Raw genomic sequence first — 13,148 nt, 5'->3', positions numbered from 1 at the left:
GGCTTCCGACCGCCTGTTGCCAGGCCCGGATCTGCCTGAGGTGGCCATCGACGAATCGGCCGGCGCGGCCGAGGGTGGCCTGCTCGATCGCCGCTATCGCAGCGTCACGCTCGGCGCGGTCGCGCTGGTGGCGCTGTATGCATTCGAGGCCCTGGCCGTCGCCACCGCCATGCCGACGGTGGCGCAGGCGCTCGACGGCCTGCCGCTGTATGCACTCGCCTTTGGCGGCACCCTCGCCGCCTCGGTCGTCGGCATGGTCGTCGCCGGGCGCTGGGGCGACTGGCGCGGGCCGGCACCGCCACTGCGCCAGGGAATCGCGTGGTTCAGCCTGGGCCTGCTGATCGCCGGCCTGGCACCGTCGATGTGGGTGCTGTTGATTGGGCGCATCGTGCAGGGCTTCGGCGGCGGGTTGATGTCAGTGGCGCTGTACGTAGCGGTCGGACGCGTTTACCCGCCTCACATGCACTCGCGCATCTTCGCCTCGTTCGCCGCGGCCTGGGTGTTGCCGGCGGTGATCGGCCCCGCGGTCAGCGGATTGCTGGTCGAGCACCTGGGCTGGCGCTGGGTGTTCCTTTCGGTGCCGCTGATCGCACTGGGCGCGGCGTGGTGCGTGTTGCCGGCCCTGCGTGGGCTGGGTGCGCCAGCAGGCGGCGATCACGACGCCGCGGCCGAACAGCCACATCGCATCGCCTGGGCCGTCGGCGCGGCCGCCAGTGCGCTGGTGCTGCACTACGCCGGTCAGCAGCACCATGCCGGCGCCTTGCCGCTGCTCGTGCTGGCGGTCGCCGGCGTCATCGCCTGCGCCTGGCAGTTGCTGCCGCGCGGCACGCTGCGCGCCGCACGCGGCCTGCCGACGGTGATCGCGATGCGCGGCATCGCCTCGTCCGCGTTCTTCGGCACCGAAGTGTTCGTGCCCTTGCTCCTGTCGCGCGAGCGCGGGCTGTCGCCGACCGCCGCCGGCGCCGTCCTCACGGCCGGCGCGATCGGCTGGTCGCTGGGTTCGTGGTGGCGCAGCGGGCCGTCGCAGCCGTTCACGCCACCGCAGCTGTTGCGCATCGGCATGTGCCTGATCCTGTTCGGCGTCAGCGGCGTGGCGATGTCGATCGCGCCATCGGTGCCGGTCGCGGTCGGCGTCGTCGGCTGGATTGTCGCCGGCTTCGGCATGGGGGCGCTGTTTCCGACCTTGTCGGTGCTGACGCTGCAGCTGTCGCCGCCGACGCAGCAGGGCCTCAACGCATCGGCATTGCAACTGTGCGACTCGCTGTTCACCGCCACCGTGCTGGCCGTGGGCGGTTCGATCTTCGCCGCCCTGCTGGTGCGCGCACCGTCGCTGGCCTACCTGTCGGGGTTCGCGATCTCGGCGCTGCTGGCGTTGCTCGGAGCATTGCTGGCGACACGCATCGGGACCCGCCAGGTCGACGGTGGCAACAGCGTCAGCGCTTCTCCGTAACCGCGCGACGCAGATTGCGTCGCGCCTGCGTGTCATAGCGCTGGTGGAAGAAGTCGCTGAGGTAGATGCGCGGGCGCGCCAGCAGCGCCTTCAGGAAGCGCCGCCGATTGAGCTTGAACAGCCACGCCGGCACCTGCCCGCGGTATTCGGCGGTGATGCCGCGGTCGTAGGCGTCGAACAGCGCCGGTTCGGCGCCGAGGATGGCCATGTCGCAATCCAGGAACAACGCCGCTTCGTCGTCGACATCGGCCGGCTGCAGGCTGCCATGGCGAGCGGTCAGTTCGATCAGGTCCATCACGCGCCGCGCGTCGATGCCGGCCGTAGGCCACCACCGCGCGATGTGGGTCACCGCCAGTTCGGCCGAGCGGGTCTCGTTGTCGCGTCGCCCTGCTTCGTAGATGGCATCGTGGTACAGCACCGCCAGTCCGACTTCAGCGGGCTGCCGCCAGCCCGGGCCCGCAGCGACGTCGTGGTAGTGCCGCAACACCTCCTGCACGTGCTGGAAGTTGTGGTACGCACGCGGCGGCGAGGCATAGGCGGCCTGGAGCGCGTCGAGTTGCTCCTGCGGCAGGTCCAGGGGAAGCGCGGCGGTCATCGGCACGGGTCTTCGTTCGCGGTGGCCACGCCATTGTGACTCAGGCGGCGAACAATCCGGCCATGCGCGCCTGCAAGAGCGGCGACTGCGGCAGCCTGATGCCGAAGGTGCCTTCCAGCGTGGCGCGCAGTTCGGCGATGTCCGCCAGCGTGCGCCGTTCACTGGCGCCATCGAGGCCATGGAAGCTCAGCTCGCGGTCGCGCAGCGCGTGGCGCCCGCCGGCGACGGGCCGGGCCACGCGCAGGCCGGTGACGAAGTGCGAGCCGGGATTGGTCGACAGGTAGTAATTGCTCGCCTCGTAGTCGACAGGGTACTGGCGCTGCAGGTCGAAGCGGTAAAGGGTGGCCCAGCGATCGGGCAGCCGGGCCTGCATCCACCAGTCGCCATCGCGCAGTTGCAGGCGGAAGGTTTCGTGCGGCGTTGCCTGGTCCTCGCCATCGCGAAGGGCCAGGCTGGTGGTCAGGGTGAGGCCGCCGAAGCCGACATCGACCAGGCGCGTGCCCTGCTCCATCTCGACCCGCAGCAGCATGTGGCTGCGCGGGGTGATCGCTTCGTCGGGCTGGGTCCACAGGACCCGTGCGGCCAGCCCGCTCACTTGGAAGCCGATGGCCTGCAGGACTTGCGCGAGCAGCAGGTTGTGCTCGAAGCAGTAGCCGCCGCGCTCCTCCCCGACCAGCTTTCGCTCCAGCGCTGGCGGCGCAAGTTCGACCGGGTGCCCGGCAAAGGGGTCGAGGTTCTCGAAGGCAATGGTCGTGGCGTGCCGGAAAGCCAGCGCATCGAGCACATCGACGCTCGCTTGCAACGGACCGTCGTAGCCGACGCGGCGCAGGTAGGCATCCAGGTTCATGCGGCAACTCCAGGCTCGTTGCCGACGATTCTAGGCACGCCTGCGCCACCCGGCCGCGACGCCGGCGCAACGCACCTTCGTGCCAGCGGCGACCTTGAGGCGTACGGCCCCATCAACCCTGCGACCTACGAGTGCGACTTCACCCAATCGACGTAACGGTCCATCCATTCCTGCAGGAACTTGCGGCTGCCCGCGCCGATCTGGCCGTCGTCGTCGAACAGCCCTTCCTTGGCGTGGATGAACACCTCCGGCTGGCCCATGGTCGGCATGTCGAGGTAGGCCAGCGTGTTGCGCAGGTGCTGCTGCGCCAGTGCGCTGCCGATCGAGCCGATCGAGGCACCGATCACGCCGGCCGGTTTCCCGGCGAAGGCGCTTTGCCCGTAGGGGCGCGAGGCATGGTCGATCGCATTCTTCAGCACGCCGGGCACCGAGCGGTTGTACTCGGGCGTCACGAACATCACGCCCTTCGCGCCCGAAATCTCCTGCTTGAGCCGCTTCACCGGGGCTGCCTGGTGGCTGTCGTCGTCCTGGTTGTACAGCGGCAGGTCGTCGATGCGGCACTCGTGGAACTCGAAGTCCGCGGGCCCCAGTTTGAACAGCCCATGGGCGAGCTGGCGGTTGATCGACTCGCGGCGCAGGCTGCCGATCAACACGGCGATGCGGTAGTGGCTCATCACGGGGCTCCACGGTGCGTTGTCAGTCGCCTACTTTTGGAGCGGCGACGTGACCAGCCCGTGACGGTGCCGTTTCGATCAGGCCTTGCGCAGGAAGATGGTCTTCAGCACCAGGCCCTTGATCTTGTCCGAGTTGCCTTCGATATGTTCTGCGTCGTCTTCGACCAGGCGGATGTTCTTGATCACCGTGCCCTGCTTGAGCGGGATCGAGGAGCCTTTCACCTTCAGATCCTTGATCACCACCACGGTGTCGCCATTGGCCAGCGTGTTGCCGTTGCTGTCGCGGACGACCGCGCCGGTATCGGTGCCGGCATCGCCGGAGGCGGACCATTCGAAACCGCAATCGGCGCAGACGAAATTGCCGCCATCGACGTAGGTGTTCTCAAGGGTGCATTGCGGACAGGCGGGAGCGTTGGGCATCGGGCTGGGTATCGGACGTGGGGCCGGTCATTTTACGCCAGCCCGCTCGCGGGACTCGGCTTCGCGTTCCCGCATCTCCTCGACGTCGCGCTCCAGGAAGTAGTTGAGGAAGGTGCGGATCACCGCCACCGCCGCCAGACGACCGATTCCGTCCCAGTCCGGCGTCGTCGACGATTCCAGGATATCGGCCGCCAGCTGGAAGGTGAGCGCGGCCACCAGCCAGCGCGAGAAGTCCATCCATATCTGGCGACGCAGGTGATTGTCGTGGTCGTGGCGCCAGAGCATCCGGATCACGCCGAGCACGGCCTGCAGCGTGCCTGCGAGCACCACCAGCAACGCGATGATGTCGATCATCACCACGACCGGCTCGGTGATCGTGATCAGCCACTCCTTCATGGCGCCCTCCTCCACACGGTGGACCGGTTACTCGCGCACGACGCAGCGGAAGCCCAGATGGCAGGTCGACGTGTCGATCGGCTGGGCCATCCGCGCCGCCGGCCGGTAGCGTCGGCAGTAGTTCGGCGCGCACAGGTGCGAGCCGCCCTTCATCACCCGGCGCGGAATCCGCACCTGCGGCTGGCGCGGATCGAAGCTGGCATCGCGCTCGCCGCCACGCGGGTTCTCCAGCGTGCAGCACGAGTGCTGCTGGATGCGGTTGTGGTCCTGGTACCAGTCGGTGGTCCACTCCCAGACATTGCCCGCCATGTCGTGCAGGCCGTAGCCGTTGGCCGGATAGGAAGCGACGGGCGCGGTCCACAGGTGACCATCCTGCTGCAGGTTCTGCCAGGGGAACTCGCCCTGCCAGGTGTTGGCCATGTACTTGCCGTCCGGGGTGAATTCAGTGCCCCAGGTGAACTCGGCGGCATCGAGGCCGCCACGTGCAGCGAACTCCCATTCGGCTTCGGTCGGCAGCGACTTGCCGGCCCATTCGGCGTAGGCCTGTGCATCCTCGAATGCGACGTGCACGACCGGATGGTCGCCCAGGCCCTCGATCGACGACTCCGGTCCGCGCGGATGTCGCCAGTCCGCACCGGCGATATAGGCCCACCAGTTGTAGTGATCGCGAAGATCCACCGGCCCCTGCGCGGGCACGAACACCACCGACGAAGGCACCAGCAGCGCCGGGTCAGCGCCCGGATAGTCGGCCGGATCGGCCGGCCGCTCGGCCATGGTGACGTAGCCGGTCGCTTCGACGAAGCGCGCAAACTGGTCGTTGGTGACCGCGGTGCGGTCGATCCGGAATGCCGGCACCGACACCTTGTGTGCCGGCGCTTCCTCGGGGTAGTGGTGATCGGACCCCATCAGGAAGGTGCCACCGGGGATGCGCACCATGTCGTCGAATTTCCCGCCTTCCAAGGTCATGCCTTCCTCGTCGGTCGCCAATCCCGGGCCGAGCTTAGCGTGAATGTTCATGATGCGAAGACCCGGTTCCAGTCGTTCTTCATGCTGACCAGACCGATGCCATAGTCCTTGGCGTGCTCCAGCCCGTCCTTGAATGGACTCAGCTTGAAGTCGTGGTCGTAGGCGAATTCGCGCTCGGCATCGTCGTGGTGCAGGTACCAGGCCATGCGCGGACCATCGCCGGCCAGCGTGTAGCGGATCATCGCCAGGTCGCCGTCGGAGTTGCCGAATGCGAACAGCGGTCGCCGCCCGAGGTGCAGGCCGATGTTGACCACCTTCTCTTCGCGATCGTCGAAGCTGCCCAGTTCGGCGAGCTTGCGCAGCACCGGCTGGCCTTCGACGGTCTCGACCTTCATCCGGGTGCTCGAGCCTATCACCTGCTCGGGCGGTATCCCGTACAGCGTCTCGGCCACGACGCGAACGAACTCGACGCCGCCACCGGTGACGATGTAGGTCTTGAAGCCGTTGTCGCGCAGGTAGTCGAGCAGTTCGCGCTGCGGCACGTAGTTGCCCTGCGTGAACCGGTGCATCAGGGTCGGATGCTTTGCCTCGGCCAGCCATTGCGCGGCGTTGTCGCGGAACTCGTCGACCGTCATGCCGGCATGGGTGGCGAAGGCCGGCTCGAATGCCTCCTTCTTTGGCAGTGCCGCCAGGGCATGCAGGTCGCAATTGAGCATCGCCTTGAACGCCGGCTTCTCCAGCAGCTTCGGGTCCTGCCTGGCCAGCAGCTTGATCTGGTCGAGGGCGAAGAACACCTGCACCTGCAGCGGATACTCGCACCACAGCGTGCCGTCGTTGTCGAACACGGCGATGCGGTCGCTGACCGGGACGAAGTCCGGCCCGCCCCCGGTCGTCACGCGCTCCACGAAGGACTTGATCGCGGCTTTGTTCGCCCCTTCGTTCCAGGACGGCAATGGGTCTTTCATGTGGATCCTCTTCGTTGTTCCATGACGGCAGCCCCTCTCCCGCATCCGGGAGAGGGGCTTCGAGCGTGTTGCGTGTCAGCTAGCGCCGGCCGGGGTCTCGGACATCTTCTTGAGTGCGTCGTCGATCGTGAAGCTGCCCGGCAGCTGCGCCGGCGGGAAGTCCTTGAACGTCGCTGCGAACATCGCCGCAGCCGTCTGCGCCGCGTACAGGAAGTACATGTTGTTCAGGCACCAGTCGTAGTACGTGTTCGACGTGACGTCCGCCCGCTCGTACGGATCCATCCGCAAGTTGAAGATCTTCGGCAGCCGCAGCTTGGTGAACGGCTCGGCCCATATCTCCATCGTGCCTTTGCAGCGCTGCTCGATGAACACCAGCTTCCAGTTGTCGTAGCGTATGCCCAGCACATCGCCATCGTCGCTGAAGTAGAAGAAGAACTTGCGCGGCCCTTCCTTGCTCGCCCCGGTCAGGTACGGAAGGAAGCTTGAGCCGTCGATATGGTTCTTGAACTTCTTGCCGTTGACGGTCGTGCCCTTCTTGAGGCGATCGGCCGCGGTCGTGTCACCCGCGGCCTCCAGGAACGTCGGCAGCCAGTCGTGGTGCTGGACGATCTCGTTGGACACCGACCCGGCCTTGATCTGGCCCGGCCAACGCACCAGCAGCGGCACGCGGAAGGCACCTTCCCAGTTGGTGTTCTTCTCGCTGCGGAACGGCGTCATGCCGCCGTCCGGCCAACTGTTCATGTGCGGGCCGTTGTCGGAGGAATACATCACGATCGTGTCGTCGGCGATGCCGAGCTCGTCGAGCAGGTCGAGCATCTGGCCCACGTTCCTGTCGTGGTCGATCATGGTGTCGTGGTACGGCGACTGCCAGCGACCGGCCTGTCCCAGGCTTTCCTTCTTGGTGTGGGTGAACAGGTGCATGTGGGTGGTGTTGAGCCACACGAAGAACGGCTTGTCGGCCATGTGCTGGCGCTTGATGAAGTCGCTGGCGGCCTCGACGAACTCGTCGTCGCAGGTTTCCATGCGCTTCTTGGTGAGCGGGCCGGTGTCCTTGATCTTCTGCTTGCCGACCTTGCCCCAGCGATCCTGCACCGTGGCGTCGTCCTTGTCCGTGGCCCAGCAATGCAGCACGCCGCGCGGGCCGAAGCGCTCGCGGAAGCGCGGGTCCTTCGGGTAGTTGGCCATCTCCGGCTCTTCTTCGGCGTTGAGGTGGTAGAGGTTGCCGAAGAACTCGTCGAAGCCGTGCACGGTGGGCAGGAACTTGTTGAGGTCGCCCAGGTGGTTCTTGCCGAACTGGCCGGTGGCGTAGCCGCGGTCCTTGAGCAGGTCGGCGGTGGTCACCGTTTCCGGCTGCAGGCCCTGCGGCGCCGCCGGAATGCCGACCTTGGACAGGCCGGTCCGGTACACGCTCTGGCCGGTGATGAAGGACGAGCGGCCTGCCGTGCAGGACTGCTCGCCGTAGGAATCGGTGAACAACATGCCTTCGTTGGCGATACGGTCGATGTTGGGCGTCTGGTAGCCCATCAGGCCGCGGGTGTAGCAGCTCAGGTTGGCGATGCCGATGTCGTCGCCCCAGATCACGAGGATGTTCGGTGGCTTCTTGCCGCTCGTAGCCCGTGTTGACGTCTTGGATACCGCCTTGGCTGCGGTCTTCTTCGCCGTCTTGCTGACGGCCTTCTTTGCTGTTGCCATTGCTCGTTCTCCGCTAAACGGGGGGACATCCGTCACTTGCACTGCCAGTGGCTGGATCTTTGGGCAACCGGGCCGACGGACGTGGCGTCCGCACGCGTTTCAGCCCAGCAGGGGGACGTTGAAAACCATGCTGACCGCGGCCAGCAGGCCGAGCAGCCAAAGCAGGCCGGCGGTGATCAGCGTCAGCGACAGCGGATACTTGCTTTCGCCATGCACCAGGCCCTGCTGGATCATGCGCACGCGTTCGCCGCGCAGGCCCAGCATGTAGTTGATGTGGTAGACGATGCCCAGCGTCAGCATCACCACGCCGAGCGCGACCAGTGCGATGCCGAAGTTGCGCGGCTCGCGGCCGGTGCCTTCAAGAAGGTTCGACTCCTGCATCTTCTTGAACACCTGGAAGATGGTGAAGCCGAAGCTGATCAGCGACAGCGCGGTGCGGATGACCGACATCAGCGTGCGGTCGGCACTCATGCGCGTTCGCTGGAACGACATCCCGGTGCGGCGCGAGGACAACTCGACCGATTTTTCGTCGGTCGTTTTGTACGGCGGCGTGGGCAGGTTGGCCGACAGCGGCAGTTCGGGATCGCGTTCTTCGGGCAGGATCGGTGTCATGGCTCAGGGGGCTCCGGCCTTGCGCTTCAACCACCAGTGCGCGATCCGGTCGACCGGGCCGCGGACCAGAAAATAGGGAATGAAGCCGAGAATCAGGGCGACGTTCAGCGCTTCCAGGACATGGAACGTGCCGAACACCTTGTACTGGTAGATCGTGTCCATCACCACGCCGAGCACCAGGATCCTGGCGGTCGCCTTGAAGCCTTCGTGCAGCGAGGCCTGCCGGCGCATCGGGTCGTGGACGATCGTCCAGAAGTACGGATGCCGGCCGATCCGCGCATCCTTGAATCCGTCGCGGAACGCCAGCAGCACCGCCATGGCGGGCTGGAGGTACAGGCGGAACGTCATCGGCCCCTGCGTGCGGCCGATCATGTCGGTATAGAAACGCACCACGTCGTTCCAGACCCCGTCCATCGCACTCCCGGCGCAGCGACAAGAGGACTGCCCCGCGATCACGCGGAACAGGCAAACCGGGACGCGCACCGGCACATGCGGCGCAAGTTGAATGGGGCACGTCCACGGTCAAGCAACGCGGTCGATGGTCGTGTCAGCCAAGTGAATGACCCGTGACGGGATTGCGGCGTCGGCGTTACTTGACCCGATCTGGCGGCTGGGTGTTGCGATGCAATGGAACGTGGAACGTGCAACGTGCGCCGCGGACCACCGCGGCGCACGTGGCGACTCACAGCTGGCGCAGGAACGCCACCAGGTCATCCTTTTCCTGCTGCTGCAGGCGCGTCTGCAGCACGATGTTGAAGAACTCCACGCTGTCCTCCAGCGTCAGCAGGCGGCCGTCGTGCAGGTACGGCGGCGAGTCCTTGATGCCGCGCAACGGGAAGGTCTTGATCGGTCCATCGGCGCTGGCGAAACGGCCATTGATCATCTGCGGCTTGAAGAAGCGCTCGACCTGCAGGTTGTGCATCGAGTTGTCGGTGTAGTACGGCGGTGTGTGGCAACCCGAGCACTTGGCCTTGCCGAAGAACAGCGCCTCGCCGCGCTTCTCCGGATCGGTGGCCTTGGCCGGATCCAGGCGCCCGAACACGTCGAGCTTCGGCGCCGGCGGGAAGTCCAGGATCGCCTGGAACTCGCCCATTGCATGCACCTGGTGGCCGCGGTCGAGGATGTTGATGCCCTTCTTGGTGGCAATCACCGGATCGCCATCGAAGTACGCCGCGCGCTGCTCGAACTCGGTGAAGTCTTCCACCGTCTTCAGGGCGCGCTGCGAACCGAACAGCCGCTGGACGTTCACGCCGCGCAACGGCGGCGTGTCGATGCGGTGGCGGAACTGCTGCGGTCGGATGTCGCCGACCAGGTGCGTGGCGGCGTTGGTGTGGCCGTTGGCATGGCAGTCCAGGCAGGCAACGCCGCGGCTGGGCAGCGCCGAACGGCGGTCCTCGGTCTGGTTGAACTGCTGCTGCGGGAACGGCGTGACCAGCAGGCGCAGCCCTTCGAGCTGCTTGGGATTGAGCAGGCCGTTGAACAACTCGTAGTAGTTGTTGATGGTGACCAGCTGCCCCTTCGACACATCGCCCAGGTCGGGCCGCGTGGTCAGGAAGATCGGCGCGGGGAAATCCGGGAGGAAATGCGCCGGCAGGTCGTAGTCGAGGTCGAAGCGGGTCAGGTCACGCTGTTCGGCTTTCTTGATCGCGTCGATGTGGAACTGAGGGAACAGCATGCCGCCTTCGGGATGGTTGGGATGCGGCAGCGGCAGGAAGCCGATCGGGAACGCGTCGCGCTCCTTGATCTGCTCGGCACTCATGCCACTGAGCTGGTCCCAGCTGATGCCCGACGGCAGCTTTGCGCGCACGCCGGACTGCACCGCCTTGCCGCCCGACATCGTCACGCCCTGCGCGGGTTTGTTGGACAGGTCGTAGCGCTGCTCGAGCAGGCTGCTCTGGCGCTTCATCACGCCGCCCTTGTCGCCTTCCATTCGCTTCTTGACGTTGGCGAAGGTGTCGCTCGGCGTCACGGGCGCATAGCTGCTGGCGGGCGGATCGTCTGCCAGCGCCATGCACGAGATCCCGAGCACGCTGATGCTGATCAACCACAGCGGCCACAGCCGCGGTAATGGTGTTTGCCTCATGGTCATTCTCCCTTGACTGGTTGATGACGCTGCTGCCAGGACGCCGGACACGGCATCCCGGCGCGAGGCTAGACCTCGCTCAACCAGAGGAGAAATCGTTTGATCGGATGAATTCGATAGCCGAGCGCTATCCGGGTGCCCACCGCGTCACGCGCGGGTGGGCACCGCGTGGCTGCCGGCTATCAGCGACCGAGTTCGGTCAGCAGCGTATGCCAGTGATCGAGATCGCCGTCGAGCGCCGTCACCGGAACGCGCTCATTGAGACCATGCGCGAAGTCGTCGGTCGGTCGCATGTACAGGCCGGACACGCCATAGGACGGAATGCCCTCGGCCCGGAAATGCAGGCTGTCGGTCGCGCCCGGGGACATCTGCGGCACGATCGGCAGGCCAGGCTGGCGACGGTCGACCGCCTTGCGCACGGCCTGCATCACGTCCTCGCGCAGCGGCGAGGCCGGGCTCTGCGTCGGCTCGCCGATGATCTCGACCTTCGCCGGATGCTTGGCCGCCGGATCGATCACGACGTCGGCGATCTGGCGACGCACGTCCTCGACCGCGACGCCCGGGAAGATGCGGCAGTTGACCGTCGCCGTCGCCCGTTGCGGCAGCGCGTTCTCGGCATGACCGCCCGACAGCATCGTCGCCACGCAGGTCGTGCGGATCATGCCGACGTACTCGGGATCGGCGGCGATCACCTTGATCGCCTCGGCATCCTTGGGATCCTCTGCGAAACGCAGCATCGCCTGGCCGAGCGCGCCGGCCGTCTGCTTGCCGGTGGCACGGAAGAACGCACGCGTCAGCTCATCGGCCTGGGCCGGGAACTGGTACGCCGCCAGCTTCTGCAGCGCCGTGGAAAGGTCGTAGATGGCGTTGTCGGCGTGCGGACGGCTGCTGTGGCCGCCGGGATTGGTCACTTCGATGACGACGGTGGCGTAGGTCTTTTCCGCGGCCTGCAGGTTGTAGGCCACCGGCTTGTCGTTCGCGGCCAGGGTGCCGCCACCGGCGTCGCCGTTGAGCAGCAACTCTGCCTCCGGGAACTGCTTGCTCAGCGCGCGCGTGGTCACCATGGCGGTTTCCTCGTCGCCGGAGAGCGCCAGGATGATGTCGCGCGATGGCTTGAAGCCTTCGGCCTTCAGGCGCAGCAGCGTGGCGACGATCACCGAGACATCGAACTTGTTGTCGAGCACGCCGCGGCCGTAGAAGTAGCCGCCTTCGGTGACCAGCTTGAACGGATCGCGCGTCCAGTCCGCCGGCTTGGCTTCGACCACGTCCATGTGCGCCGACAGCAGCATCGGGCGCTTGCCGCCGGTACCGCGGTAGCGCGCGACCAGCGCCGCGGTATCGCCGTGCATCTGCACCTGCACGTCCTCGGCGGCGAAGCCACCGGCCTTCAGTTGCGCCGCCAGGTATTGGGCATAGGCCGGCACCTGACCCTGCCCCATCACCGTGCGGAAGCCCACGCCCTTGCCGAGCAGTTCGACCGCCTTGTCGTGGGTCTTCGCATCGACTGCCGGCGCCGCCGCGTCTGCCGGCATGGCTTGGCCATACAGGCCGGAAAGCAGGATCAGGGTGGCTGCGGCGCGTAGCTTCATCGGGCGGGTCTCGGCGGTCGGATCGGCCGAGTGTAGACGCCCCGCAGCTACGGCAGCAAAGGCCAGGAGGCACACTTCCAGCTACTTCTTTCGACCGCCCTTGGCCAACTGCTGCACCACCGCCGGTTTGCGCAGATCACGCAGAGCGTCCTTGCCCAGCCAGCGCTCGCAGGCCACGTCGGATCCGGCCAGGCGCGTGGCCAGCGTGATGGCCTGCGCATGCAGCCGGGCATTTCGGCGACCGATCGAACGCAATGCCCAGCTTGCGCCCTTGATCACAAAATTCCGCTCATCGCCGGCGGCGCGCTCGATCAGTGCCAGGCCCTCGACGCAGGTCGCCTCGTCGGCCAGCCTGCCGTGCAGGGCCATGCTCGCCATCAGGGCAAACGCGGCACGCTTCTCCAGCTCGCCCCGCCGACCCGACCATTGCACGACCTTGCGCCAGGCGTGCGGCGTGCGGTCGAACAGGACGAAGCAGACGGTGTCGACGATCGCCCAGTTGTCGCATTCGCGGCACCAGCGATCCATCTGCGCCGCGGTCACCTGCGCCGGGTCGTCGACGTAGGCCGCCAGCGTGCGCGCCTCGTACATCCCGGTCCCCCACAGCGCCTGCGCCAGTTCGTGGTCGTGGCCGATCGCCTTGGCCACGGCCTGGATGTCCTTCATCGCCACGCCGATCGCGTGGTCGGACGGAATGGCGTAGCGGGCCATGCCATCCAGCGTGGCCTTGCTGGCGCGGCGATGCAGCGCCTGCAGGGCCTGTTCCAGGCGCTGGTCGAGCGTCGCCTCCCGCGCGGCCCCGGCTGCAACCGGTTTGCGCGGACGTGCAGTGGTGGGCTCGACGGACGGTCGCATCGAC

The 13,148-nt window shown here is 66.6% G+C and carries 14 protein-coding genes; 1 reads left to right on the top strand and 13 read right to left on the bottom strand.

The features are described from left to right. Positions 1 to 40: 40 nt before the first annotated feature. On the top strand, positions 41 to 1,450 hold the full coding sequence (locus MNR01_RS00465) for an MFS transporter (RefSeq protein ID WP_241919050.1): 1,410 nt from the start codon (positions 41 to 43) through the stop codon (positions 1,448 to 1,450). Here MNR01_RS00465 and MNR01_RS00460 read toward each other — a convergent pair. The 13 genes from MNR01_RS00460 to MNR01_RS00400 form a co-directional block, all read right to left on the bottom strand. Beyond that, positions 1,434 to 2,045, bottom strand: a complete 612-nt coding sequence (locus tag MNR01_RS00460) for a hypothetical protein (RefSeq protein ID WP_241919049.1) — start codon at positions 2,043 to 2,045, stop codon at positions 1,434 to 1,436. The two genes, MNR01_RS00465 and MNR01_RS00460, sit on opposite strands and share 17 nt — an antisense overlap. Before the next feature lie 40 nt (positions 2,046 to 2,085). After that, positions 2,086 to 2,892, bottom strand: coding sequence for an arylamine N-acetyltransferase (locus MNR01_RS00455; RefSeq protein ID WP_241919048.1), 807 nt, complete (start codon positions 2,890 to 2,892; stop codon positions 2,086 to 2,088). A gap of 125 nt (positions 2,893 to 3,017) precedes the next feature. Then, a complete protein-coding gene (locus tag MNR01_RS00450) occupies positions 3,018 to 3,566 on the bottom strand; it encodes an NAD(P)H-dependent oxidoreductase (protein WP_241919047.1) in 549 nt (182 codons plus the stop codon). 78 nt (positions 3,567 to 3,644) lie between these two features. Continuing rightward, positions 3,645 to 3,986: a zinc ribbon domain-containing protein YjdM gene (locus tag MNR01_RS00445; protein WP_241919046.1), complete on the bottom strand. Its 342-nt coding sequence runs from the start codon at positions 3,984 to 3,986 to the stop codon at positions 3,645 to 3,647. Between the two features lie 27 nt (positions 3,987 to 4,013). Further along, the gene (locus tag MNR01_RS00440) at positions 4,014 to 4,382 is read right to left on the bottom strand and encodes a DUF1622 domain-containing protein (protein WP_241919045.1); all 369 of its coding nucleotides are present in this window, start codon (positions 4,380 to 4,382) and stop codon (positions 4,014 to 4,016) included. 27 nt (positions 4,383 to 4,409) lie between these two features. Then, a complete protein-coding gene (locus tag MNR01_RS00435; protein WP_241919044.1) occupies positions 4,410 to 5,399 on the bottom strand; it encodes a formylglycine-generating enzyme family protein in 990 nt (329 codons plus the stop codon). Continuing rightward, positions 5,396 to 6,313 (bottom strand): HAD family hydrolase, encoded by a 918-nt coding sequence (locus MNR01_RS00430; protein WP_241919043.1) that lies wholly within the window; start codon positions 6,311 to 6,313, stop codon positions 5,396 to 5,398. Before MNR01_RS00430 ends, MNR01_RS00435 begins: the two co-directional genes overlap by 4 nt. Positions 6,314 to 6,388: 75 nt before the next feature. Then, the gene (locus MNR01_RS00425) at positions 6,389 to 8,005 is read right to left on the bottom strand and encodes an arylsulfatase (protein ID WP_241919042.1); all 1,617 of its coding nucleotides are present in this window, start codon (positions 8,003 to 8,005) and stop codon (positions 6,389 to 6,391) included. A gap of 99 nt (positions 8,006 to 8,104) precedes the next feature. After that, positions 8,105 to 8,617, bottom strand: a complete 513-nt coding sequence (locus MNR01_RS00420) for a DUF202 domain-containing protein (RefSeq protein ID WP_241919041.1) — start codon at positions 8,615 to 8,617, stop codon at positions 8,105 to 8,107. A gap of 3 nt (positions 8,618 to 8,620) precedes the next feature. Further along, positions 8,621 to 9,031, bottom strand: coding sequence for a hypothetical protein (locus MNR01_RS00415; RefSeq protein WP_241919040.1), 411 nt, complete (start codon positions 9,029 to 9,031; stop codon positions 8,621 to 8,623). A 268-nt stretch (positions 9,032 to 9,299) separates the two neighbouring features. Next, a complete protein-coding gene (locus MNR01_RS00410) occupies positions 9,300 to 10,700 on the bottom strand; it encodes a hypothetical protein (protein ID WP_241919039.1) in 1,401 nt (466 codons plus the stop codon). A gap of 182 nt (positions 10,701 to 10,882) precedes the next feature. Beyond that, complete coding sequence (locus MNR01_RS00405; protein ID WP_241919038.1) at positions 10,883 to 12,289, bottom strand: M20/M25/M40 family metallo-hydrolase; 1,407 nt, start codon at positions 12,287 to 12,289, stop codon at positions 10,883 to 10,885. 81 nt (positions 12,290 to 12,370) lie between these two features. Continuing rightward, positions 12,371 to 13,144: a DNA alkylation repair protein gene (locus MNR01_RS00400; protein ID WP_241919037.1), complete on the bottom strand. Its 774-nt coding sequence runs from the start codon at positions 13,142 to 13,144 to the stop codon at positions 12,371 to 12,373. Positions 13,145 to 13,148 lie beyond the last annotated feature (4 nt).

This window comes from Lysobacter sp. S4-A87, assembly GCF_022637455.1.
Lineage (GTDB): Bacteria > Pseudomonadota > Gammaproteobacteria > Xanthomonadales > Xanthomonadaceae > Lysobacter_J.
Note: the sequence above shows the minus strand (reverse complement) of the source record. Positions and strands in the feature narration are given on the sequence as shown.